19 protein-coding genes are annotated in these 25,883 nt (G+C 39.9%); 12 read left to right on the plus strand and 7 right to left on the minus strand.

Translation table 11 applies throughout. The features are described from left to right. The first annotated feature begins 463 nt into the window (after positions 1-463). The 3 genes from mqnE (at position 464) to ACIQXP_RS24320 (ending at position 3,249) form a co-directional block, all read left to right on the plus strand. Positions 464-1,657, plus strand: a complete 1,194-nt coding sequence (mqnE, locus tag ACIQXP_RS24310; protein ID WP_293742028.1) for an aminofutalosine synthase MqnE — start codon at positions 464-466, stop codon at positions 1,655-1,657. A gap of 98 nt (positions 1,658-1,755) precedes the next feature. Next, positions 1,756-2,382: a histidine phosphatase family protein gene (locus ACIQXP_RS24315; RefSeq protein WP_387508479.1), complete on the plus strand. Its 627-nt coding sequence runs from the start codon at positions 1,756-1,758 to the stop codon at positions 2,380-2,382. A 126-nt stretch (positions 2,383-2,508) separates the two neighbouring features. After that, the gene (locus ACIQXP_RS24320) at positions 2,509-3,249 is read left to right on the plus strand and encodes a menaquinone biosynthetic enzyme MqnA/MqnD family protein (RefSeq protein WP_387508477.1); all 741 of its coding nucleotides are present in this window, start codon (positions 2,509-2,511) and stop codon (positions 3,247-3,249) included. Positions 3,250-3,347: 98 nt separating this feature from the next. Here ACIQXP_RS24320 and ACIQXP_RS24325 read toward each other — a convergent pair whose 3' ends face one another. Further along, positions 3,348-3,662: an HPF/RaiA family ribosome-associated protein gene (locus ACIQXP_RS24325; protein WP_090979404.1), complete on the minus strand. Its 315-nt coding sequence runs from the start codon at positions 3,660-3,662 to the stop codon at positions 3,348-3,350. A gap of 577 nt (positions 3,663-4,239) precedes the next feature. Here ACIQXP_RS24325 and mutS point away from each other — a divergent pair. The 3 genes from mutS to ACIQXP_RS24340 all read left to right on the plus strand — a co-directional run bounded on the left by mutS (position 4,240) and on the right by ACIQXP_RS24340 (position 8,103). Then, positions 4,240-6,852: a DNA mismatch repair protein MutS gene (gene mutS / locus ACIQXP_RS24330; protein ID WP_387508474.1), complete on the plus strand. Its 2,613-nt coding sequence runs from the start codon at positions 4,240-4,242 to the stop codon at positions 6,850-6,852. 64 nt (positions 6,853-6,916) lie between these two features. Continuing rightward, a complete protein-coding gene (locus ACIQXP_RS24335) occupies positions 6,917-7,444 on the plus strand; it encodes a C40 family peptidase (RefSeq protein ID WP_387508472.1) in 528 nt (175 codons plus the stop codon). Between the two features lie 191 nt (positions 7,445-7,635). Then, positions 7,636-8,103, plus strand: a complete 468-nt coding sequence (locus tag ACIQXP_RS24340; protein WP_387508470.1) for a TlpA disulfide reductase family protein — start codon at positions 7,636-7,638, stop codon at positions 8,101-8,103. Between the two features lie 24 nt (positions 8,104-8,127). Here the strand turns inward: ACIQXP_RS24340 and ACIQXP_RS24345 are convergent, their stop codons facing one another. Next, entirely contained in the window at positions 8,128-9,315 is a 1,188-nt protein-coding gene (locus tag ACIQXP_RS24345; RefSeq protein ID WP_387508468.1) for an acetyltransferase domain-containing protein, read from the minus strand. 271 nt (positions 9,316-9,586) lie between these two features. On the opposite strand from ACIQXP_RS24345, the gene ACIQXP_RS24350 reads away from it, so the two are divergent. From ACIQXP_RS24350 to ACIQXP_RS24360, 3 genes are all read left to right on the plus strand, one after another. After that, positions 9,587-11,011, plus strand: a complete 1,425-nt coding sequence (locus tag ACIQXP_RS24350; protein ID WP_387508466.1) for a glycoside hydrolase family 125 protein — start codon at positions 9,587-9,589, stop codon at positions 11,009-11,011. Positions 11,012-11,262: 251 nt separating this feature from the next. Then, on the plus strand, positions 11,263-12,459 hold the full coding sequence (locus ACIQXP_RS24355) for a GAF domain-containing sensor histidine kinase (RefSeq protein WP_387508464.1): 1,197 nt from the start codon (positions 11,263-11,265) through the stop codon (positions 12,457-12,459). Next, positions 12,443-12,634 (plus strand): hypothetical protein, encoded by a 192-nt coding sequence (locus ACIQXP_RS24360; RefSeq protein WP_387508462.1) that lies wholly within the window; start codon positions 12,443-12,445, stop codon positions 12,632-12,634. Before ACIQXP_RS24355 ends, ACIQXP_RS24360 begins: the two co-directional genes overlap by 17 nt. A gap of 290 nt (positions 12,635-12,924) precedes the next feature. Here the strand turns inward: ACIQXP_RS24360 and ACIQXP_RS24365 are convergent, their stop codons facing one another. Beyond that, complete coding sequence (locus ACIQXP_RS24365) at positions 12,925-15,195, minus strand: glycoside hydrolase family 95 protein (RefSeq protein ID WP_387508460.1); 2,271 nt, start codon at positions 15,193-15,195, stop codon at positions 12,925-12,927. Positions 15,196-15,417: 222 nt separating this feature from the next. Between ACIQXP_RS24365 and ACIQXP_RS24370 the strand changes: the two genes are divergently transcribed. The 3 genes from ACIQXP_RS24370 to ACIQXP_RS24380 all read left to right on the plus strand — a co-directional run bounded on the left by ACIQXP_RS24370 (position 15,418) and on the right by ACIQXP_RS24380 (position 19,111). Beyond that, on the plus strand, positions 15,418-17,565 hold the full coding sequence (locus ACIQXP_RS24370) for a GH92 family glycosyl hydrolase (protein ID WP_387508458.1): 2,148 nt from the start codon (positions 15,418-15,420) through the stop codon (positions 17,563-17,565). A gap of 501 nt (positions 17,566-18,066) precedes the next feature. Further along, positions 18,067-18,720, plus strand: coding sequence for a hypothetical protein (locus ACIQXP_RS24375; RefSeq protein WP_387508456.1), 654 nt, complete (start codon positions 18,067-18,069; stop codon positions 18,718-18,720). 22 nt (positions 18,721-18,742) lie between these two features. Further along, positions 18,743-19,111, plus strand: a complete 369-nt coding sequence (locus tag ACIQXP_RS24380; RefSeq protein ID WP_387508454.1) for a ferredoxin — start codon at positions 18,743-18,745, stop codon at positions 19,109-19,111. Between the two features lie 108 nt (positions 19,112-19,219). Here the strand turns inward: ACIQXP_RS24380 and ACIQXP_RS24385 are convergent, their stop codons facing one another. The 4 genes from ACIQXP_RS24385 to ACIQXP_RS24400 form a co-directional block, all read right to left on the minus strand. After that, complete coding sequence (locus ACIQXP_RS24385) at positions 19,220-19,465, minus strand: metallophosphoesterase (protein WP_387508452.1); 246 nt, start codon at positions 19,463-19,465, stop codon at positions 19,220-19,222. A 136-nt stretch (positions 19,466-19,601) separates the two neighbouring features. After that, positions 19,602-21,950, minus strand: coding sequence for an alpha-L-rhamnosidase-related protein (locus tag ACIQXP_RS24390; protein WP_387508450.1), 2,349 nt, complete (start codon positions 21,948-21,950; stop codon positions 19,602-19,604). A gap of 1,492 nt (positions 21,951-23,442) precedes the next feature. Further along, complete coding sequence (gene ilvD / locus ACIQXP_RS24395) at positions 23,443-25,131, minus strand: dihydroxy-acid dehydratase (RefSeq protein ID WP_387508448.1); 1,689 nt, start codon at positions 25,129-25,131, stop codon at positions 23,443-23,445. Between the two features lie 72 nt (positions 25,132-25,203). Further along, on the minus strand, positions 25,204-25,767 hold the full coding sequence (locus ACIQXP_RS24400; protein WP_387508446.1) for a Crp/Fnr family transcriptional regulator: 564 nt from the start codon (positions 25,765-25,767) through the stop codon (positions 25,204-25,206). Positions 25,768-25,883: the final 116 nt, after the last annotated feature.

Consider the following 25,883-nt stretch of genomic DNA (forward strand, 5'->3'; position numbering starts at 1 on the left):
AACGAAGTTATTCTAGCAAACCGCCGTATACCGATCGGTACGTACGGTGGTGTGAGAGGACAGATAGGGAAATAATCCCTATCTTCCTACTCGATTTACTCATTCTCATTATTAGGTCTGATTTATTTTATGAAAAAGTTTAGGTTCTGAGATGCCGTCATTCCCAACTCGATTGGGAATCTTAAAGCGCTTGCATTACGATTCCCGCATGCGCGGGAATGACGACCGAAATAGTTATTCTATCAATGGCGGTTAAAATAATGTTTCTATATACAAATTTTTTCTTTGGTATTTTTTCCGTGCCTTCCGTGTCTCTGTGGCTGATATTAAATTAATACCCAATTAATATTCGTGTTTATCTTTTATTAATTATTGCGGTTGACATTCAAAAATCACGGTTTGTTACAAGAAAATGATTTTCAAATCGGCTCATTATCGTATTTTTGTTCAAAATAAATCAGGAATGAATACAACTGAGCAAGTTGAAAAAATATTAGCTGATACCAATTTATCAACTGAACTACAAAACATCGCACATAAAGTTCTTCATAAAGAACGGATTACCTTCGAAGAAGGTGTGTACTTATACGAACATGCAGAATTGGGTTATCTTGGTGTATTGGCCAATTTTATCCGCGAACAGAAACATGGCGATAAAACCTATTTTAACCGGAACTTCCATCTCGAGCCTACAAACCTTTGCGTTTACGACTGCAAATTTTGTTCTTATTCCCGTTTAATCAAGCAAAAAGAGGAAGGCTGGGCCTTAACGATGGAGCAAATGCTAGATATTGTTAAAAAATATGATGGCGAACCGGTAACAGAGGTACACATTGTAGGAGGGGTACTTCCGCAATATGATGTGGCTTTTTATTCTGCTTTGTTCACCGCTATTAAACAACACCGTCCGGATTTACATGTTAAAGCCTTAACCCCTGTAGAGTACCATTATATCTTCAAGAAGGCTAAAATCGATTATGCAACGGGTATGCGTTTGATGAAAGAAGCCGGCCTGGAATCTATACCGGGCGGAGGGGCAGAAATTTTTCATCCCGAAATCAGGGAACAGATTGCCAAAGACAAATGTACCGGTCAGCAATGGCTGGATATCCATGAAGAATGGCACAAATTAGGTATGAGGAGTAACGCAACCATGCTTTATGGACATATTGAGAAATACTGGCACCGGGTTGACCATATGGAAAAACTACGCCAACTGCAGGATCGTACGGGCGGTTTTCAAACTTTTATTCCTTTGAAGTTCAGAAATCAGCATAACCAGATGAGCAATGTGCCGGAATCTTCGGTAATTGAAGATTTGAGAAATTATGCAATTGCCCGCATCTATCTAGATAATTTCGATCATATTAAAGCTTACTGGGCCATGATCAGTCGCGAAACGGCACAGTTATCCCTAAATTATGGAGTTGATGATATTGACGGTACTTTGGACGATACGACTAAAATTTACTCAATGGCCGGAGCCGAAGAGCAAAATCCGGCGATGAGCACTAAAGAGCTGGTTAATCTGATTAAACAAGTGGGCCGGAAAGCAATAGAACGCGATACACTATACAATGTAGTTACCGATTTCGAAAATGTTGTTTTTGAGGAAGAAAAGAAACCGCAATATTATAAATTACCGGTAGTGAATTAATGGCTGAATTAGCGAATAACTGAATGATTGAGAGCGGATATTGAGCGTTAAATTTAACATTCAATCACTCAAAAATCTCTCATTCATTAATTAATTAGATGAAAGAAATATACATCATACGCCACGGCGAAACAGAACTTAACAGACAGGGCATAGTACAGGGCAGGGGTATAAATTCTGATCTAAATGATTTGGGAAGGGCGCAAGCTGAAGCTTTTTATCAAAAATACAAGGATGTTCCTTTTGATAAAATTTATACATCCGATCTCAAACGAACCTGGCAAACTGTGCAGAGGTTTATCGATGCTAAATTACCCTGGGAAAAACTTTCGGGGTTAGATGAGCTGGCATGGGGTATCTGGGAAGGAAAACCCAATACCGAAGAGGCACGCGAGGCTTTTCGTGAGATGTTACAAAGCTGGGAGAATGGAGATTATTCCGCGCATTTTGAAGGTGGCGAAAGCGTTCAGGATGTTTACGAACGTTTAAAACAACCCATGGAGGTTTTAATGACCCGACCAGAGGAAAAAACAGTATTGCTTTGTATGCATGGCCGCGCGATGCGTGTTTTGCTGTGCTTACTCTTAAAAAAACCATTGAGCGAAATGACTGAATTCCCACATCAGAATACCGTTTTGTACAAAATGGGTTTTGAGGATGAAAAATTTACTGTGCTCGAATTTAACAGCGCAGTACATTTAGACGGTTTAGTAATCGGGGAATAAACGGCCCCGGTTCGTGTCTTCATGAAACCAAGTGCGTTAATCGTTCCTGAGGACACAAACCTTTATAAGATCGTTTATTAATTGAATAATCGCTTACGCCAAACGCGAAGCGCAAAACGTAACACCTTGAATAAGATTAAGATATCGGCGGTTGCCTACACCAATACAAAAGCTTTTATATACGGATTAACACATTCGGACATCATTAATAAGATTGATTTAAGTTTAGATATCCCTTCAGATTGCGCATCAAAAGTAATTAATGGTCAGGCAGATATTGGCCTGATGCCTGTCGCAGCTATTCCTTTGGTTCCAAATGCCAATATTGTGGCCGATTATTGTATAGGCAGTGACGGCGGCGTAAATTCTGTATTTATTTTTAGTGAAGTTCCGGCAAATGAAATTAAAACGCTAAGACTGGATGCCCACTCGCGTACCTCAAATAACTTAGCCAAAGTATTGTTAAAATTTCATTGGAAAAAGGAAGTAGAATTTACTACAGATCCAGACGCAAAAACAGATGCTTTTGTTTTGATTGGCGACAGGACTTTTGGTAAAAAAGATGATTTTGCCTACGCTTATGATATGGGCGAGGAATGGAAAAAACTTACTGGCTTACCCTTTATGTATGCAGCTTGGGTAGCCAATAAAGAGATTTCAGAAGATTTTAAAGCTGAATTTAATGCAGCTTTAAAGTTTGGTTTAAATCATCGGAAAGAAGTTTTGGCGGAATTATCTGAATCGCCAAATTTCGATCTTGAAGATTACCTTTATCATAAACTTCAATTTGATGTTACAGAAGACAGAAACAAAGCTTTGGATCTGTTTTTGGGATATATAGAAGAGTTAGAAAAAGTTAAATTATAAAAAACTACAATAATGATTGTCACGTTGGGCCTGTCGAAACGCTTCATAAAATACGTTTAGAGGTGATTCGACAGGCTCAGGATGACATTTTATACCTATTAATGTGCTTTCATTTTTCCTGCCACTTTTTCTAAAGCACTTTTTAGTTTTGTTAAGGCGCCTGTGATGGCTAAATCATACGTGTTACCCAGATTGGTTACTGCAATCGGGTCTTTTCCGGTTATTCTGGCCTCTAACAAACATCTTTTATCATCCAGACCATCTTTACTGCCGTTCTCATCAGAAAGATGAACTTCTAAACGCGTAATCAGGTCGCTAAACCTGCTCAGGCCTTCATTTAACTGAGTGTTGATTTTTTCTTCGTATTCCTGGTGTATGGTTAAGTTTTTGTCGGTGTTCAGTTGGATCGTCATAATTAAAAAATTAGGTTAAAATTTATATAAAGTTAACACATGACTAGGGTAATTGTTTCTATGGGTTAACTGATTAATCGTATTAATGGGTTAATTGTATAATAGGTACGAGATCGATTATACAATTGGGTTAGTACAGACCATTGTATCTAAATCTGGTAGGAGCGAACACGAGCGCAGCGAAGTAAAGCGGATAACAGGACTACACAATCCCAAATGCACAGAAACCTTCATTTCCAAATAATGGCAATTGTTTAATCATATAATTGGTTAACTGTTGACAAAAGAAAATTATTATGTATTTGGGTTAAAACAGACCATTGTGACTAAACCTGATTGAAGCGATAGTTCCCGATTGAAAAGAGGGACTACAAGCGGAAAGCAGGACTTCGCTATCCCAAATGTACGGAGCCCTTAATTTTCGAATGATAGTTAACTGTTGACGGAAGAAAAAGATGATGAGGTTAAGGTTAACTGATCAACCCTGGCTTTTAAACAATCTTTCAACTTTTCAACAAAACAGCGGTAAAATGCTTATTCGTGTTATCTTTATGGCTTTTGTAAATTCATTTCAGTTTTGGCTAAAGACACGAATAAAGAAACCCCGTTAATGCAGCAGTACAACGCGATAAAAGCGAAGTACCCGGGTGCACTTTTACTATTTAGGGTTGGCGATTTTTACGAAACCTTTGGCGAAGATGCCATTAAAACGGCACAGATTTTAGGCATCGTATTAACCAGACGAGGTACTGGCCCCAATGGAGGTGCGTTAGAACTGGCCGGTTTTCCGCACCATTCTTTAGATAATTATTTATCGAAACTCGTCAGGGCTGGGCAGCGCGTTGCTATTTGCGATCAGCTTGAAGATCCTAAAACAACAAAAACCATTGTAAAACGAGGTGTAACAGAGCTGGTTACGCCAGGCGTAGCTTACGGCGACAATATTGTAAGCCAGAAATCGAACAATTTCCTGGCCGCTGTTTTCTTTGATAAAACACATTTGGGCATTTCTTTCCTGGATATCTCCACAGGCGAATTTTTTATTGCGCAAGGCAATAGCGATTATATCGATAAACTTCTGCAGGGTTTCAAGCCTACAGAAGTGATCTTTCAAAAATCAAAGCGACAAGCCTTTACCGAAAACTTTGGCGACCGTTTTTACACCTTTGGGTTAGACGAATGGCCATTTACCACTGATTTTGGAAACGAAACCCTGATGAAACATTTTGAAGTTTCGTCATTAAAAGGTTTCGGTATCGATCGTTTACAAAGCGGAATTGTTGCTGCTGGTGTTATTTTGCATTATTTAGGTGAAACCGAACACCGCAACCTGCAGCACATTACTTCCATTAGCCGTATTGAGGAAGACCGTTACATGTGGCTCGACCGTTTTACCATCCGAAACCTGGAATTGGTGAATTCGCCTAACGACAATGCCGTAACGCTTTTTGATATTTTAGATCACACCTGTACCCCAATGGGTGCACGTTTGTTACAGAAGTGGATTATTATGCCATTAAAAGAGCTGAAACCCATTCAGGAGCGCTTGGGCATGGTAGAATATTTTGTGGCAAATGAAACGTTACAGGAAGAATTTCTATCGCACATTAAACAGATAGGTGATTTAGAACGTTTAATTTCGAAGGTTGGTTTACAACGGGTTGGCCCGAGGGAATTGGTGGCTTTAAAACGTGCACTTTACCACATTGAAGCCGTTAAAAAACTTGCTTCAGATTCTAAAAATCCATTCCTGATTAAAATAGCAGATCAGTTAAATCCATGTTTAGCCATCCGGGAACGAATAGAAAAGGAATTACAGGCCGAACCACCAGCATTGCTGATTAAAGGAAATGTAATTGCCGACGGCGTTGACGAAGATTTAGACCGTTTGCGCAAAATTGCTTTTGGTGGGAAAGATTACCTGGTTCAGATTCAGAAGCGTGAAGCAGAAGCAACAGGCATCCCGTCTTTGAAAATCGCCTTCAATAATGTATTTGGTTATTATTTAGAAGTTACCCATACCCATAAAGATAAGGTACCCGATGGCTGGATCCGTAAGCAGACCCTGGTAAATGCGGAACGATACATTACGCCCGAGCTGAAGGAATATGAAGATCAGATTTTAGGTGCTGAAGAAAAGATACAGGCCATCGAAATCCGTTTGTACAACGAACTGATGTATGAAACGGCGAGTTACATCAAACCCATCCAGCTTGATTCATATCTCATCGCACAGCTTGATTGTTTGCTGTGTTTTGCTCAACTGGCAGCTAAAAACCATTATAACAAACCAAAGGTTACCCAAAACAAAGTGCTTGATATTAAGGGTGGCCGCCACCCGGTAATTGAAAAACAATTGCCTGTTGGTACAGAATACATCACCAACGATGTATATCTTGATACCGAAAGTCAGCAGATCATCATGATTACCGGTCCTAACATGGCGGGTAAATCAGCCATTTTAAGGCAAACGGCATTAATTGTACTAATGGCGCAAATGGGTTCCTTTGTGCCGGCAAAAGATGCAGAAGTAGGCATAGTGGATAAGATTTTTACCCGTGTAGGAGCATCTGATAACATCTCCTCAGGAGAAAGTACGTTTATGGTAGAAATGAACGAGACGGCAAGTATCCTGAACAATATCTCTGATGATAGTTTGATCCTGCTTGATGAAATTGGCCGCGGAACGAGTACATATGATGGTATTTCGATTGCCTGGGCAATTGCGGAATTTCTGCATCAGCATCCAACGGCCCGACCTAAAACCTTATTTGCTACGCACTACCATGAGCTAAACGAACTGGCCAATACCATGCCCCGCATTAAAAACTTTAATGTATCGGTAAAAGAAATGAGCAATAAGGTAATTTTCTTAAGAAAACTTATACCCGGTGGTAGTGAACATAGCTTTGGTATACATGTGGCAAAAATGGCCGGTATGCCGACAAAATTAATAGGCCGTGCGAATGAGATTCTTAAAAAATTAGAAATAGACCGTACAGAAGGACAAAGTATAAAAGACAGCATTAAAAAAGTACAAAACCAAGCCTACCAATTACAGATGTTTGCCATTGATGATCCGATTTTGGTAAAAATACGGGATACACTGAATAATTTGGATGTAAATGCGTTAACACCTGTAGAAGCTTTGTTAAAACTGGATGAAATACAACGATTAATTAAAAATTAGAAAGGGTGTAGGGTTTAAGGCATGAGGTTTTAAATCTTATCGCGCACAACTATGATACTATACTATGGAAAGAACCTTTAACCTTACACCCTTTACCTTTCGCCTCAAAATAAACTTATTCTTTTTAGTAGCGCTCATATTCTTCCTTGCTTCCTGCGGAACAAGAAAATACACGGTTAAAAGTGATACGAAAGCAGCACAAGCGGCTGATGCGATGGCTAATTTAAAAAGCAAATCGCTTTATCGTTTTATTACCGATTGGACAGGAGTGAGATACCGTTTTGGCGGATTAGATAAGAATGGGATTGATTGTTCCGGTTTCGCATTCTTATTGGAGAAAGAAATATTTGGGGTTACGTTGCCACGTATTTCTCGCGAGCAGGCCAATGTGGTCAGAAGAAAAGATATTGATCACCTGAAAGAGGGCGATCTTGTGTTTTTCTCTTTTGGTGGAAACGATGTAGACCATGTGGGCGTTTACCTCAATAACGGTTTTTTTGTACATGCCAGTACCACACGAGGAGTAATTGTAGATGATTTAACATTACCAGCTTATCAAAAGGTTTTGGTTAAATCCGGATCGGTTAACTGATAGCTGTCGTTTCGACTGACGTGCAACGAAATGTAGAAATTTTTAATATCTGTTCTTAACTACCAACCGATCTAAGAACCACAGACGCTTAACAGGCTTCATTAAGATTCCCGCCTGCGCGGGAATGGCGCACCACCGTTCAGGGTGACGTAATGTAAAACAACAATCCACTATAAATGTCGTTATCCACCATGCGCATACTCCTCATAATCTGCTTTTCTTTAATAACTTATGCTACTAGTGCACAAGTAAAATTACTCACCCTAAATGAACTGGATAAACGCATTGCCAATGGAAAAGATACCACCTACGTCATCAATTTCTGGGCAACCTGGTGCTCGCCATGCGTAGCCGAATTGCCGAATTTCGAGAAACTACGGTTAGCTAATATAAAGAAACCGGTGAAAGTAATTTTGGTAAGCCTGGATTTTAAATCAAAACTGCAAAAAGAAGTTATTCCATTTGTACAGCGTAATCAAATCAATGCGGAAGTATTTCTTTTAAATGAGCCTGATCAGCAACAGTATATAGAACGGATCGACAAAAAATGGTCGGGCGCTATTCCTGCTACCCTGTTTGTAAACCAAAAATCAAGGCAACTTTATGAAAAAGATTTTACCGAAGCTGAACTGAAAAATACTTTGCTGAACCTGAAATAAATCATACCTCAAATTAAAAAAAAATTAAATATAACTCAACCACCATTGCCTGTGTGTTTGCTTGTATCTTTTAAACCACCTGCAGGGAAGGTACAAAGCAGCTACCACACAAATCCATATTAAATAAACAGCGGGTAAACCAAATCCAAAAGCTGCCGGCCTAAATAAAAAAGGAACCTGCACAATTTCTTTTTCGCTATGTCCTGTGGCAAAAAATGTCATCACCAGGAGTATATGCAATAAATAAAAATGTATCACATAATAGAAGAAAGGTACAGCGCCATATACGGCGGTGATCTTCGTAAACCAATTGACTGTTTTTTCGCCAAGCGCTAAAAACAGCATCGCTGGGCCTAACGTCATGGCTGTGTATTGCAAGGATGGAGGATATTTGCTTACATTAAAAAAGGACAGCAGATTCTTAAAGAAATCATGATACTTCTTATGCGGTGCCGGATCGCCGTAAATATTGATGAGCCTCAAGGTAATAAACAATAATATGGTTAATAATCCGGCAACCATTAAATTTCGCTTTCTGAGTTCGCTAGCATATTCTTTTTTATACCATGCGCCAATCCCATAACCTAAAAACATAATGCCTGTCCATGGCAGAATGGTATAAAAAATACCGACTAGATGATTACTGGATAATGGTATAACCGTTCCCGAAGCAGTAAAAAATACTTTCAAAATCAATCCGGCTGTTTGATCGGCTGGTTTGGGCAATAAATCGAAAAGATTATGTCCGAAAACCAAAATTAAACCTATGACAAGGACGCTTTTTGGTGAAATACGGGTAACTAACGCCAAAAATACCATACTCCAACCAATGGCCCAAATCACTTGAAGAATGATAAAATTGTATAATGGATTAAACGTTAGCCCTAAGGTGATGACTATTATCTCAACCAGTATTAGCCACAATCCTCTTTTTAGCAAAAATTTAGGCGCCTGAGTTGCTGTCTTATGCTGTGCAGATAAATAAGCAGATAAACCTGATAAAAAAACAAAGGTTGGTGCACAGAAATGGGTAATCCAGCGGGTAAAAAATAACATTCCTGTGGTGGTTTCAGGATTTAGCGGATCAGCTGTCATCGCACCAATATGAAAGAAATCTCTGGTATGATCCAGCGCCATTACAATCATTACAAATCCACGTAGTATATCAATAGATAAAATACGTTTAGACAGTGAAACGTTATCAGCATCCATAAAATTAGGTTTGGTTACCTAAATATATTATTTTATATCTATAATTAATCACCTTAGCAAAAGAACACAAGCTGAATCTACTCAAGATATTGTATAAGAAAATCGATTTAGGAATAGTTAAATTGAACATTATGATTTTGATGTTCCAAAAATTATGATAATATTTGTTCAGGACTAACCGAATATTATTTACCGCTGCAAGTGATATGAATTTATAAGGTATCGTAACACTATCACTAAAAATTAAACCAAAATATCATAATTAATCATAATGAAAAGAAGGACATTTATACAAAACACTGGCTTATTAGGAGCAGGCGTTGTTGCATCAAAATTTTCTTTCGCCGCTAATCTGGCGCCCGAATTTCCGGTAGTACGCGTGGCTGCTGCAAAACGACATTTTAAAAGTAAAGCGGTAGACGCAGCCGTTAACACCTTCAGGTCAAATGTTAAGAATCCCGAGTTAGCATGGCTGTTTGAAAATTGTTTCCCAAATACTTTAGATACGACGGTTTATCATGAAGAAAAAGATGGCAGACCAGATACCTATGTAATTACGGGCGACATTGATGCCATGTGGTTACGCGATAGTTCAGCCCAGGTTTGGCCTTACCTGCAATTTGTTAATGAGGACGAGCCACTTAAAAAACTGATTGCCGGTGTAATTATCCACCAAACCAAATGTATTTTAAAAGATCCTTATGCCAATGCTTTTTATGGCGATGCCAATAAAGTGGGAGAGTGGAAGACCGATAAAACCGCTATGCAACCAGGCGTACACGAGCGCAAGTGGGAAATCGATTCATTATGTTACCCGATCCGTTTGGCTTATCACTATTGGAAAAAGACAGGTGATAAAACCCCTTTCGATGCCGATTGGAAAAAAGGAATTGAGGCGACTTTGAAAACTTTTAAAGAGCAACAGCGCAAAACCGGTAAGGGCCCTTATCATTTTCAGCGGGAAACCACACAACCTACTGATTCGTTACCCATGGCGGGTTACGGTTTTCCGGTAAATCCGGTTGGTTTGATCTGCTCTGCTTTCCGACCGAGTGATGACGCCACTATTTTTCCATTTCTGGTTCCTTCAAACTTCTTTGCGGTATCAAGCCTAAAGCAGGCTGCAGAGATGGTTAAAGCGCTAAACAGGGATAAAACTTTAGAAGGTAATTTATTAAATCTGGCCAATGAGGTAAATGCTGCGCTTCAAAAACATGCCATCGTAAACCACCCTAAATATGGCAAAATTTATGCTTTTGAGGTAGATGGTTTTGGAAGTTCTTACCTAATGGACGATTCAAATGTACCCAGTTTATTGAGTTTGCCTTATCTGGGCGCGATGAAAATTGAAGATCCGATTTATCAAAACACCAGAAAATTTGCACTCTCTAAAGATAACCCTTATTTCTTTAAAGGTACAGCGGCTGAAGGTATTGGCGGTCCGCACGCCGGACAAGATATGATCTGGCCGATGAGCATTACGATGCGTGCACTTACTTCTAAAGATGATGCAGAAATCAAATATTGTATTGATACTTTACGTAAAACGCATGCCGGCAAAGGTTTTATGCACGAGTCTTTCCATAAAGATAACCCAGCCAACTTTACCAGGGCATGGTTCGCCTGGTCTAACACCTTATTTGGCGAGTTGCTTTGGAGAACTTACCATGAAAAACCAGCCTTATTAAAAGCATAAACATTTTAGAACTGCATGGCTGTACCGCATATACCTTGGTTAAATCGGGTAGGTACACTCATGCAGTTTTTGATTTTTAAATAAAAACTCCGTTACAGCTGATTGCATAATCCATTCTATTTTCGTTGTACCGATCACTCAAAATGTGCTTAAATATGACGATCTGTGTAAAATAACTGCCAACTTCATTAAGTCTTGTTTTTTGAGAACTGAAATTTAACTAAATTGCTGAAAATTTATTTATTTAAGTCTTGCAAAAAACCCAACACAACATCCAGGCTGATATTGAAGCAATTAAAAACATCCCGGCAGTATCCCATATTTTAGAGATTGTTTGTCGTACAACAGGCATGGGGTTTGCCGCAGTTGCCCGCGTAACATCTGATGCATGGATAGCCTGTGCGGTTCGCGATGAGATAAATTTTGGCTTAGTGCCCGGCGGTGAACTTCAACTTGAAACGACTATTTGCAACGAAATCAGACAGCATAGACAGCCCGTTATTATCGATCATGTTGCCAATGATCCTGATTTCGCAGGTCACCATACACCTTTGATATATGGTTTTCAAAGTTATATTTCCATGCCGATTTTTCTTAAAAACGGCGATTTTTTCGGGACGCTTTGTGCCATAGATCCCAAGCCTGCCAAGCTCAAAAACCCGGCCATTACTGGTATGTTTACCATGTTTGCCGAGCTGATTGCGTCTCACCTGGATGCTTTGGATCAGGTGGCCGAAGCAGAACAGGAACTTAAAAAAGAGCAGGAAATAGCGATCGTGCGCGATCAGTTTATTGCTATACTCGGACACGATTTAAAAAATCCCCTGAATGCCATATCAAGCAGTGCACAGCTTTTATCACGCCTGAATTTGGACGAGAAAGGAGGTCGTCTGGCAAAAATCATTAAAGACGCTTCTTTCCGGATGAACGGGTTAATCGATAATATACTTGATTTTGCCAGCGGCAGGCTGGGAGATGGCATTTCTGTTAACCGCAGCAGCGACGAAGATCATGAACGTATGCTAACTGAGGTGATTGAAGAACTGCAAGCCATTTGGCCTTCCAGAAAAATTAAGGCCTCCTTTGCTATGGCGCAACCGATCCATGCTGACGGAAAACGACTGGCGCAACTTTTCTCCAACCTGCTTGCAAATGCACTTAATTATTCGCCTGTTGATTCTATTGTAGAGGTAAATGCTACCAGTGCCGGAGGTGAATTTACTTTGTGTGTAATTAATTCGGGTAAACAAATACCTGCAGGGGCAATGGAACGCCTGTTTCAGCCATTTTCGCGTGGAGAGGTTGAACCGAACCAGAAAGGCCTGGGTTTGGGCTTGTATATCGCCTCGGAAATTGCACGTGCTCACCAGGGCACCCTTAAGGTAACTTCAGATACAGAAAAAACATGCTTCACTTTACACTTTCAGAATAATGTTGCTCAGCGATAAACTCCCTACTTCCATACTTTTAGAATTAAAAGTTGGCGACGAAATCAGCAACGATCACGGACTTAGCGGTATCATCGAAAAGATGGAGATCAGCGAAACTGACGAGTTTTTAATGTTCCTTTTTGTATTGCCAAAGGGTGAAATTGAAGTCAGAAAGCTTAAGCAGGTTTGTTAGCTTTATCTTCCTACTCATACCTGGCTTTGGTACGATAATCTATTTTGCAATTAATTTAACAATTTAGGTCTAAAGATTTTTCGGCTCCGTTGCGATTGGCATAATCCGGTAGTAAGATCGACCTCTCAACCGAAGCAATGCGAGGTGGAGAGGTCTTAAGACTAAATTATTGAAATCAGATTTAAAAGACTTCTCCACATCTATACGGGCAAGCAATGCGGTCGGAAGGGCGATAATTTTATACTACTCGTATTGTAATCATGTTCATTCGTTATTATTTATACTATAAACTATCCTTCAAAACGATAAACTTTTCCAGCCTGTGTTTTGAAACTGTACTTAAAATCTTTGCCAGATTTTTCTTCAGTACTACCTATTATATTTCCTTTTAATTGATTCGGGCTTCTTAAAATACATTCTCCGCCAGAAAGCGATTTGATAGCTAAAGCCAACACTTTTCCATTTTGCCAGCGAAGATTGATCACTTCGAAATTACCACGCGCCCTTAAACCTTGAATACTGCCTTTAGCCCATTGATCGGGTAGCGCCGGTAGAAGTTGCAATTCGCCGGCCTGGCTTTGCAGCAGCATTTCAGAAATACCTGCAGTATAGCCGAAATTTCCGTCAATTTGAAAGGGTGGGTGTGCGCAGAGTAAATTGGTATAAATTCCCCCTCCCTTATTGTAATCGGTACCAGAACCACCAACGGGCGTAATAAAGTTTTGCAAAATTTTATAAGCGTGATTACCATCCTGTAACCTGGCCCAGAAATTCATTTTCCAGGCCATCGACCAACCGGTCGATTCATCGCCACGGGCAGTTAAGGTTACCTTGGCTGCCTTTGCCAGTTCTGGTGTTTTAATGGTGCTGATTTCTCTGCCGGGGTGTAAACCAAAGAGATGTGAAATGTGCCTGTGCTGGTCGGCAGGGTCATCACGATCGGTTTCCCATTCCTGCAACTGATCCCATTTTCCAATTTTTGGCTTTAATAAGTGTGCTTTTAAATCGGCAATGTGTTTTTTGTAATCAGCATCTATGCCCAAAACTTCAGCCGCTTCAATATAGTTGGTAAAAAGGTCAAACACAATTTGTTGATCATGCGTAACCCCATCTTCCGTTGGTCCGTGTTCTGGCGACCAGCCCATTGGTGATACCAGTGTTCCATCTGGTCTCCTTTTCAAATGGTCATCCCAAAATTCAGCAATTTCTTTTATTATCGGATAGGCAAAGTTCTTCAGGTAATTTTTATCCTTTGTAAAGGCATAATGCTCCCAAAGGGCCTGCGCATACCAGGCACTTCCAGGGGTATTCCAAAGAAAGCTCATGCCACCAAAAATATTATTTTCGGTTTTAACCGTCCAGCCTCTGGTATTGGGATACTGCTTGCGGGTATGCATGGCACTCACCTCGCGCATGCTGTTAATATAATCTAAGTAGGGGATGACGCATTCAGAGAGGTTGGTCGGCTCGGCAAGCCAGTAGTTCATCTGGATGTTGATGTTTGAGTGGTAATCGCTACCCCATGGCGGAGTGTTGCTTTCATTCCAAAGTCCTTGCAAATTGGCAGGTAAGCCACCTGCTCTTGATGAACTGATCAGCAAATACCTGCCATACTGAAAAATTAAAGCTTCAAGAGCGTAATCGGCTTTCTTTTTGTAATTGATCAATCTTTGGTAGGTGGGGAGCTTTTGGGTATTTTCATCGCCTGTGCCAAGGTTTATTGCGAGGCGATTATATAACTTGCTATAATCTTGAATATGTGTATTTAAAAGTTTATCATAACTTTTGTCTTTAACCGCATTTAAAATACGGTCAATTTTAGGTGCCGGCTCTTCACCTTTCCAGTTTTGCGCTCGTTTATTGCTGTAATTGGTCGCTGCCGTAAACGTAAGGGTAATGGCGTCAGCAGCTGTTATTTTCAATTTTTCGGTATTACCATCTTTTATCGATTCAAGCTTTCCATTTTCGATCTTAACAGCAGCAGTAGCCTGGTAAGTCATGCCATTTGGTAGTCTACCCGTAATCTGAATGGTATTGCCCTTCGCGGTGATGATCCCATCATGCGCATCTTTTAAGCCAATCATTGCAGAATAAGCTTTTTTCTCGTTAGCGGTAAAGCGCAGTACCATCACTTTATCCGGAAAGCTGCAAAAATACTCACGTTTAAATTGGGTGCCATTTTGGGTATAATTAATGGTATGTACGGCATTAGTAAGATTGAGTTTGCGGGTATAGTTGGTAAATTGTTGTTCTTTATGATTGAAATCGATAAACAAATCGCCAAAAGCCTGGTACATACCCCGGTCGTTCTCATCGCCGGTCCATAGCGTATTGTCATTAAATTGAATATGTTCCTGATCAGCACCTCCGAAAATCATTCCGCCAATACGTCCGTTACCGATAGGATAAGCTTCCGTCATCCATTGCTGTGCAGGTTTGGTATCCCACATGGTAAAGGCAGTATTTTCTTTGTTCTGTGCCAGAAGCCTGTTGGCAGAGCAGAAGAGCAGTAAGTACAAGAAAAATGCGCAAAGGATGTTTTGCCTGTAATGTAAAAGCATATTGGTTATTTGATTAGTGTTTAAGCCAAAGATATATAAAATAGCACAGCGGGCATGAAAATCGCGGCGGCAAAGCATACTGATATTTGGCAAATTATTCAACTATTTAAGCATCTCAATTTGCCACTTTCGGTCATTTTAGCAGGTAACTATTATGATATTTTATACATGGGTTTAATAGATTTTATATATTTGATGAAATACTAAAACGTTTTATCTAAAATGAAATTGCCAGCCAGATCCTTCACCATTCTCTTGATATTTATTATCGCGATTCATCACAAATCACAGGCGCAAGCTAAATTAACACCATATGTGAACACCTTCATTGGTACGGCACCTCTCACTGATCCCAAAATTTTGGGATATGAGTTGCCTGAAGGCTGGCGGTCCTGGGCGGGTTTAACTTTCCCTGGCAGCTCCTTACCAAATGCCATGGTGCAGTTAAGCCCCATCACCGAATTTGGTTCGGGTGCAGGTTACGAGTATGAAGATGATACCATTTATGGTTTTGCACACACGAACAAAGGGCATTGGAATTTATGCAATATTCCCGTCTTACCATTATCCAACCCAAAAGGTAAATTTGGTTCAAAGTTCTCGCATAAAAAAGAAAGTGCTGCACCGGGTTTTTACCACGTATATCTGGATGACTATCAGGTGAATGTGAGATTGACTTCAACATTAAGATGTGGCTTCCACGAATACACCTATAAAGATAATACCGACAGGCAAATCCTGTTCAGCATGGGGAAAGCCAATAGCAGCGTGAATACCTGGAATATCGCGCAAGATGGTCCATCAGCCATACAAGGGTTTCAAGGTGGCGAAAACGTATATTTTTATGCCGTAGTAAACGGAGAGATAGATCGGCTTGATATCACGGAGGCAGGTAAACGCTCCGGTTATGCAATCGTGCATTTGGCTGATGGGAGTAAAGCCCCGGTTGAACTTAAAATCGGGTTATCTTTTGTGAGTACAGCCAATGCCAAAGAAAACCTGGAGAAAGAAATCGGAAATAAAACATTTGCACAGATCCGCCGGGAAGCAACCGAAAAGTGGGAGGCATTATTATCAAACATTCAGGTAAAGGGCGGAACGCAGAAGCAAAAACGGATGCTGTATTCCTGCTTGTACAGATCTTTCTTATGGCCGGCTTTGCGTAGTGATGTCAACGGTGAGTTCAGAGATGCAAAACGCAACGTGGTAAAAGGAGATTTCAATTATTATACAGAACCATCACTTTGGGACACTTACCGCAATAAAGACGTGCTTTTGGGTCTGATAACACCTGAGGTTACTTTGGATGTAATTAAATCGATGAAGGATGTGGGCGATAAAACGGGTTTTATTCCTACATTTTTCCATGGCGATCATGGTGCCTCATCCATTGCCGGGGCTTATTTGAGGGGTATTGATGATTTCGACATCAAAGGTACCTACCAGATTTTGTTACGTAATGCCAATGTGGATGGTGGTGCCCGTCCGTTTGTGGGGGAATATATCGAGAAGGGATATATTTCAGACCCTGATGTTAAAAATCCACATGTAGAAACCAAAGCGAAGGCAGGTGTTTCCAAAACGCTTGAGTATGCCTATGACGATTATTCGCTTGCTCAAATTGCTAAACAACTTGGCGACAGCAGTAATTACCACACACTGATGGCCCGATCGAAAAATTATAAAAACGTATTCGATCCGGCTACACGTTTTATGAGAGGCAGGTTAGCAAATGGTGACTGGATCAAACCTTTCAACCCTCAGTATCCATACTATGAATATATGTACAGGGAAGCGAATGCCTGGCAGGTTTCGTTTTATGCGCCACATGATATGAAAGGTTTAATAGAGCTGTATGGTGGTGCAAAAGGCTTCGAATCCAAACTGGATTCACTATTTACCGTACCCTGGAACCCGAAATATATTGCCCGCAATGTAGAAACCATGATCGGTCAATATTGCCAGGGCAACCAGCCAGACCATGAAGCACCTTTTGCTTATACCTTTATCGGCAAGCCGGAAAAATCGCAGAAAATTATTGATAAGATTTTAAACGAACTATATGGTATAGGCGATGATGGTTTGGCGCTCTCCGGAATGGACGATGCCGGCGAAATGTCGGCCTGGTATGTGTTTAGTGCACTGGGTTTATATCCATTCTCGGCTACTGATCCAAATTATATCGTTACCGCTCCACTTTTTGATGAGGTAAAATGGAAAACCAGTACCGGAAAAATGCTAACGATTTCCAAACCAGGCAAGGGACGAGGGATTAATGATATCAAAGTTAATGGAAAAGCAATACAGGGGTATTTTATTTCTCATGACTTATTTAAAAAAGGCGGGAAGTTAGAGATTTTTACTAAATAAAAGTTTGAGGTCCATATAAAAGGGGGCGTAATTGTCAAATGTTAATGATTTACTTTTGTTTGGAGCGCAAGGCCTGTGCTGAGCAGGAAATCCCCTCCCGTATTTTGCTTTTACGCTTCGCTGCCTCGTACCTCGTTGCTGCAGGGTAACGCTTCAGCCGGGGCTAGGTGGCTTTGGCAGCATATCATATTAAAGGTTGCAAGGCTCATAAACCCTTGTTCATAAACCTGACAGAAGCGGCAGCCTCCGATTTAAGCAATGGTTTATAGTGTTACCAAGATTTTCTATCGGAGCTATAGCGAATGGCGGGACTGCATAACGCCAAGAACTACCGATCGATCGTTTTCTACGTAAATTATTTATTACGATCGGTGAAACACAACCATTGGGATATGCTCGGTAAAAACCATAAAAAAATAATGATGCAACCTTAATTCGATCCTGATCGTCTTTGCTATAATGATTAATTAACTATACTTACAGCCTCAAACCAATCTGAACATGAAAAAATCATTTTACTTTCTTATTTTCTTCATTTGTATTTTCGCCAGCTCTTGTACCATGATGGTTAAGGGAATTGCTAAACTTGTGGTTAAAAATTATAATGACTATACCAGTACGCATATTTCTGACATACAAATTGTAGATCTGAACGGAAAACATCAAACTTTTGGTAGTTTATACAATGGAAAAACGGTCTACCTATATGTCTGGAAGGATAAAAAACTGTCTGACCAGCAAGAAAAATCTTACCTGCTATTAAAGGAGCGTTTTGCCAAATATCCTGATGTGATTTTTGCCAAACTTTTTACTGGTTCAGATAGTACTTCAAATACGAACAGGCTGGTTAATAATGCTTCATCAGCTGATTTCAGAAATATTTTAAATATTAGTGATCCTGCACCATTTATCATCGGGAAAGACGGTGCAATCTTATCTTACAAAGGACCAAAACCAGAAGACAAAATTATAGTCGACTATGTGCTTTACCAGGCCATGAATGGCGAAGATGGCACCAAATCTGCTAAAAGGTTCATTAGAGGAGTAAATGGAAATAGCCAGTTTAAATCTGATAAACTAATTGGATGGTATACGAACCACTTTGGCAAAGCGCCTGAAGGTAAATTATCCATGTCGTTATCTTCTACAAACTAGATTTTCACTACACTGGCCTGTAATGAAAATATTTGAAACCTTTTTTGGTAAAAGACTACCTGAAAGATATCCCGAAAATGCCCAGGGAGATTTCTATGTGGAAGATCAGGTATGCACCTCCTGCGGTGCGCCTCAAGCCGAAGCGCCAGACCTCATTGACCATTCTAAAATTGAATATGGCCATTGCTATTTTAAAAAGCAACCGCTAACTCCCGATGAACTTAGCAGGGCCATAAGCGCTATGCAGGTTTCATGTATTTCAGATCTAAGGTATGGAGGTCGAAATGAGGAAATATTAAAACGCCTATACGGTTCCGGCCTCGCGGATGAATTTGACCACAAACCTAAGGGTAAATATAAAATTTACAGAAAAAAGGGTAGTTCTGGATAAATATCGCTTTTACTAAGCTTAAGTCAGGTTAGTCATTAAGCCCCGTGTACTGATCCCACGTTATAAAAGTTTGGTGAAGTACTTTCAATATTGCTTATATTTTAAATCTCAATGATTAAATTTTGAATGAAGAGATGCCTTTATGATTTGATCAAGGGTTTTAGGATAGGCACCCTTGTAATATTCATGATTCCCCAATATATAGATTACGGGCTTATCCCTGATGTTCTCTTTTACCCAATCAATACCCTTTGTACCTAATTTTGTATCGCCAGCCAGGATCACCAAATCAGCATTGCCAAAATCAATATGAGAAATTCCAAATTCCTGATGCAAGTCGCTGATGATCTTCATCCTCATTTATTATGTATGTAAGTGCTAATGTAATTATTTACAAAAGAAAATTATATCATCTTTTAACGCAACTGATTCATATCAATGAGTCTTGACCAGGCAGGTTCGTGAGATTTCGGAACAGTTTTGACTATTTTTACAAAGGCTGTTGCCGTTTAATCTTATATTTTCCCGGGCTAAGCTTAAAAGTGATGGTATTCGTTTTCTTTGTTAATCCTTCCGTTTCTAATTCTTTTGTTTCGATAGGTTTTATATTGACGAATACCTGTGAACCTGCAGGTAGACGTATGATTGCTGTTGTACCCAAAGGAACAGTTAGCTGTAGCTTAAACTCGTTCGCATTATTTTCGAATGAGGTCTTGATCATTCCTCTTACAGTTGGAACGTTAAGGGTTCCTGTGCGAAGATTTGCAGGGTCAGGCTCAACCAGAAATGTTTTGTATCCGGCGTCGAGCGGTCTGATTCCAAACAGGTACGCTGAAATAACGATTTGGGCACCACCACTCCAGGCATGATTGGTGGTGCCGCCACCAAATCCATTTTCACCGATACCCCAACCTTCGAATAGGGTAGTGTAAAATTGGTTATTAACCATTTCAGCAAATCGCAGTTTCGTCCGCTCCATCGCATACTTACCTTTGCCCATCTTAAAAAGGGCTTCCATCACATATTTCTCCATGTAAGGGCTTGCATGCATCTGCGTATGCAAGGTTTCAGAAATGCGCTCGTATTTTGATGAGTCAGCAATCCCCGAAATCACAGCTAAGGCCTGCGCCCTGTCATCGGTTCGTTTATGGTATGAAGGATGACGATAGGCATGTCCATCCCAACATTTATTATATCCGCTTTTTACGTGGCTCATTACCTGGCGGTACATTGCAGCATCATTATTGTAGCCAAGCAGATCAGCCATTCTGGACGCACCATCTAAAGCAAGATAATGCCAACCCGCCATAATAAGCCTTACATCAATGTTATCGCCCCAGTCGCCCCAAAGCCAGTCGCCGTTCCTTAATGTAGTAAGGCCAGTATCGTCTGTTTTCCACAATGACAGGTATTTTTTTACCGTAGGGTAAACATTTTCAATGGTTTTACGGTCACCCGTATTCATATAATAATTCCAAAAGCCGTAATAGCCAATGCTGGTCAGCATCTGATCGGGGAGTTCCTGATTAAAATTACCTGGAATAGGCGCGATAAGTTCTCCTATGGGGCGCTGCCAGCCTGCCAGTTCATTTATTGCTTTCCGCATTAATGCGTGTGCAGAAGTAGAGTAGGTGTAGAAACTCTCGCCCATCAACAGTACGGCATCTCCCCACCATTGTGCCCGTTCCCGGTCAGGACAATCGAAATAGTTATCGCGCATGTTAACATATAATGTACGCTGCGCCTTTTTCCAAAATCGGTTATAGAAATCATCGCTACTGGCAAACGTGCCTTCAGGTGCTGCATTATAACCCGTTTCACGATATTTAACGGCTTTTATTTTAATGGCTTTTGGCACAACAAGTATTATTTTTTCTCCATTCAGCCATCCATAAGATTCGTACTCCTGATAGCCCTTTTTGGTGATATATTCTGCCCGCAAGTTGTCGGTTCCTCCAGCAGTGCTATGGTCGGTATTTATTTTGATCAGCTGGCCACCCATATCGTCCGTTACTGAAATAATGGGGGTAAGCTGCATATTATATGGAAGCTGTGCAACGATCGTATCGGTAATATTGCCTTTAAGGCGATAAAATTTTGCGGTCTTTATCCCAAAGTTTTTCCACTGGGGGATAGGGCGTTCTACCAGTTTGTTCCAGGGTGCGTCACCTGGTTTCCCGATAATTACTGCATTGCCAAAATCTTTAAGCCCAGTGAACGGAGCGATTTGCCAGCCGGTGATATCTGCTCTGGCATCAAAACGAATATTTGATTCTGGCAATCGGTAGTTGGGCAACGGAGCTTCCGTATTGCCATAGGCCGGATGGATACGGCAAAACCAACGCCTGTCGCTCTGGAGCACGGTATCTTCAGCATTCATATTAAAATAAAGACCAGCGACACCACTACCTAAGTGCGAAAAACCGTTTTTACCAAAATACCAAAGTAGTATGGCAACCTTATTTGTACCCCTTTTTAAATATGGGGCAAGATCAATCTTATCTGCATAGGTATCTTTGGGATTAGGACCGCGTTTCAGTCCTCCTTCAAATATGACAAGTTTACCATTTATCCAAAGCCAGTATTTTGTATCTGCGGCAATGGTAGCTAATGCCTGTTCCGGCTTTTTATTGAGCGTGATATCCCGACGATAGGCTATCCAGCAATTAGCTTTAGCTGGTTCTGTTAGGGCAGGAGAAATCCAATAACCGTCTGTTGATTTATTCTGCGCAAAAGATAATTGTGTACCAACAAAAACGAATACACAAATTGAGATATAAAAAAAAGGTATTTTTAGTTTGAAGTTCGACATGCTTAACTTAAGATGATGCTTTTCCATGTTAATGACGGTAGCCTGTTTTTGGCAAAGTGTAATTTGCCAATATTAAGTTAACTGCGTTAACTGATCTACCTGTTGCTAAAATCGATCAAATTTTTAACATTCAATTCATTTATTTTACCCGTTAACCGACCATATTTAACTAAAATTCTGATTTCACCTTCAGGGCATATCAGGTTTATATTTATCCAGATTAGATTTTCAGGAAATTATTAAAGTTGACCGCATGAACAAGGAGGCCAGAACAAAGCACTTTTCGATGCCTTATAAAATGTTCTGAAGAGACAGGAGCTTAACTAACTTCCGAAATAGCAGCAGGAATTATTCTGCCGGAATACACGATTTATACATTTCATTAATATACTTCGTTTTAGCCGTATTTATTCTAAACGGCATTGATTTACGCCTGAATTTAATGATCTTGAATGTCAACCAATTTTAGCATCACATAAATTATGGTTCCAGTCTGGCCATACAAAGCATTTAATCCCATAAGGCGATTACTGCCAGTAGTTGTAATTATCTTCATAGAGTTCCCAGTTAGATCCTTTTCAAACCACATTTAGTAAATGACGGTTGCTTTTAAATTTGCATTGTAAATTGAGTTATCGCTTATGCCGTTAAAAATAAATTATTGGTATTTGAAATCCTGGAAAAATTATTTATGTGAAATACACTTTTTTGATTTTTAGAAAAAAACATAGGCCAGTACGGGATGAAGCAAAGACATGACCCATTATTTTTGGGGAATTTCGCTTTAAAAAGTCTTTTAAACAGAAAAGACGCAATTTCTTGCGCCTTTCGTGAGGTGTTAGAGATTAAATTCTTCTTATTCAGATTATCGAGAGTATATGCCTAAAAGATATCCCTAAACTTTTCCGCTTGATCCATTTTATATGCGATTTCATGCATATTTTGGCATAACCCGTAAAAGCAAAAACCCTGCAATCATTTGATTTGCAGGGTTTTATTTCTCTTTGATATTGTTTCTTGTGATCCCGCTGGGATTTGCACCTAGTGCTAAAATCAGCGTTTCCAATATTTTAGAGTGGCTTTGAAATTCGAACTCCCCGAATAACGCACCTATTTTTTAAAACTTTTTGTATGCAAATACTATAATTTAAATATATCTGTTTGCATCAAAAAATCCAAATTTAATTGCCTAAGATAATCTTTAGTATAAAGATTTTTTTTTATTGCTTTGATAAGCCTAGTAACAGTTGAAAAGATTTCTTCAGTCACAGATTGACAAATGAAGAATTAGAATCTTTTAGTCAGAGTTTCGACTCCGGCGCCGAGTACAAGCCCTCTCTAAAGTACTTGGAGAGGGGTTTTGTTTTTTGTCAATTTTGAATATACCTTCATAGTCGGGGAACGAGGATTTTGGTTCGATCTCTGGCTGGGGAGAGCCAGGCGTGCAAACGTCGAATCATTTTATTTAGAAGTCCTTCCTTTCCACTGGCAATCGTAGCAGATGGAGGATTAACCAACATTATAAATCTGATCTCAAAACAGCACCGTTGCTTGCATTCGTAACCAATGCCCTATACTGACCAAGCCACTTTGATTGCAAGGGTTTTTTAATAGGCACAAACGTTGCTTTCCGTTTGGCAATTTCCTCATTATCCAAATTAACAGATAAGATGTAATTATCTACATCGATATGGATTTCGTCACCGTTCTTGAGTAACCCAATCATCCCGCCTTCAGCTGCCTCGGGCGATACGTGGCCGATCGATGCACCTCTTGTTGCTCCGCTAAATCTTCCGTCTGTAATCAGCGCAACGGAACTTCCTAATCCCATACCCATAATCAAACTTGTAGGCGTTAACATTTCCTGCATGCCTGGTCCGCCCTTAGGACCTTCATATCTAATTACCACGACATCACCCGTCTTTACTTCTTTCATCAATATTCCTGCAATAGCTTCATCTTGTCCATCATAACATACAGCTTTACCGGTAAATACCCTTGCACCCGTAAGGCCAGCTGTTTTTATTACCGCACCTTCCTCAGCAAGATTGCCATAAAGAATGGCTAATCCGCCTACTGGGCTGTAAGGATTGTCAATAGTTCGGATGATATTTTCATCTTTGATCTCTGCATTCGCAATTTTTTCTAGTAATGTTTCCCCGCCGATTGTCAAATTATCCAATAAAACTGCATTACCTCTTTTTGTCATTTCCTTCATCACTGCATTTACACCTCCAGCCTTATTAATGTCTTCCATGTGGACGGTTGATAAACTAGGAGATATCTTAGCAATATGAGCAACTTTTTTAGAAATCGCATTGATGTCTTTGAGTTGAAAATTAACATCCGCTTCATTAGCAATAGCCAGCATATGTAAAACCGTGTTTGAGCTTCCTCCCATTGCCATATCCACAGCAAAGGCATTCCTGATGGCATTTTCATTCAGGATGTTTTTTAACTTAAACCTCTCACCTGCAATCTCATCTTTTGCTATTTTGCAAATACGTTTCGCAGCACTTCTATAAAGCGCTTCACGTTCGCTCGTTTGGGCCAGTATTGTTCCATTTCCGGGTAGCGCAATACCCATAGCTTCCATTAAAGTGTTCATGGAATTTGCGGTAAACATGCCCGAACAACTTCCTCCGCTAGGACAGGCATTACATTCAATATCCAGAAGTTCTTCATCACTGATCTTTCCTGCTTCGTGTTTCCCTACAGCTTCAAAAGCAGAGGCCAGATCAATTGGGGTTCCATCTTTTTTATATCCTTTGGCCATTGGACCGCCGCTCACAAAAATTGTTGGCACATTCACTCTAAGTGCACCCATGATCATTCCCGGAACTATCTTGTCACAGTTGGGGATCGCTATCATTGCGTCAAGTTTGTGGGCATTCATCACGGTTTCTATTGAGTTTGCAATCAGTTCTCTGCTTGGTAGTGAAAACAGCATCCCATCATGTCCCATAGCAATGCCATCATCAACGCCAATGGTATTAAATTCGAATGGAACACATCCATTTCTTCTGATTTCATCTTTTATGATCTCAGCTACTTTATTTAGAAAAAAATGCCCTGGAATGATTTCTATAAATGAGTTTGCTACACCGATAAATGGCTTTGCAAAATCTTCGTCTTTTAATCCTGTAGCTCTAAACAATGATCTATGTGGTGTTCTTTGATGCCCCTTTTTTACTTCGTCACTTCTCATATTGAAAATTTATTTGTACCTGCAGATTTTGACAGGATAGGTGATATATAATAGTTCTGGTTCATGTAGCTACTATATCTGAGACTTTAGCCTGCTGAGCGTTTCCGGCGATATATTCATGTAGGCAGCAAGATTGGAGTTGGACAACCTTTGAATAAGTTCAGGATTGTTTTTAAGCAGATTGCGATAGCGTTCAGTGGCACTCTGTGTGAGCAGATTACCTAATTTGGAAGTAATCACCGTTAATCCGTATTCCAGTATATGTATATACATCTTGTCCCATTCAGGTATAGTTTTTCTTAAATAAGAAAAGTCCTCGTATGTAATAACCAAAAGTTCTGATGTTTCCACTGCCTGAATATATTCTGCTGAAGAGGTTCTGGAAATAAAGCTTACAATAGAAGTTAGGAACGTATTTTCAAATGCCATGAACCTTGTAATGATACTTTGATCATCATTAGAATAATACAATCGAAGACAGCCCTTGTTAATAAAAAAGAGTCGGTTTGCTACCGCGCCATACTCAAGCAACTGTTCGTTTTTCTTTGCTTCAAGTGGTTTAAAGTATGAAATGACAGTGGCTAATTGCTCCTCATTGAGCACTGTTATCTTTTGGATTAAGTCTGCAAGTATCATTGTAATCGTATATATATCATTACCCGTAGTGCATTATAAAGATAGGTTAATTTTTAACTGGTTCAATTTTCTATTGAATACAAATTTGTTAAGATATTGAATTGTAGTAAGTGCAG

This window comes from Pedobacter suwonensis, from assembly GCF_044762335.1.
Taxonomy (GTDB): Bacteria; Bacteroidota; Bacteroidia; order Sphingobacteriales; family Sphingobacteriaceae; genus Pedobacter.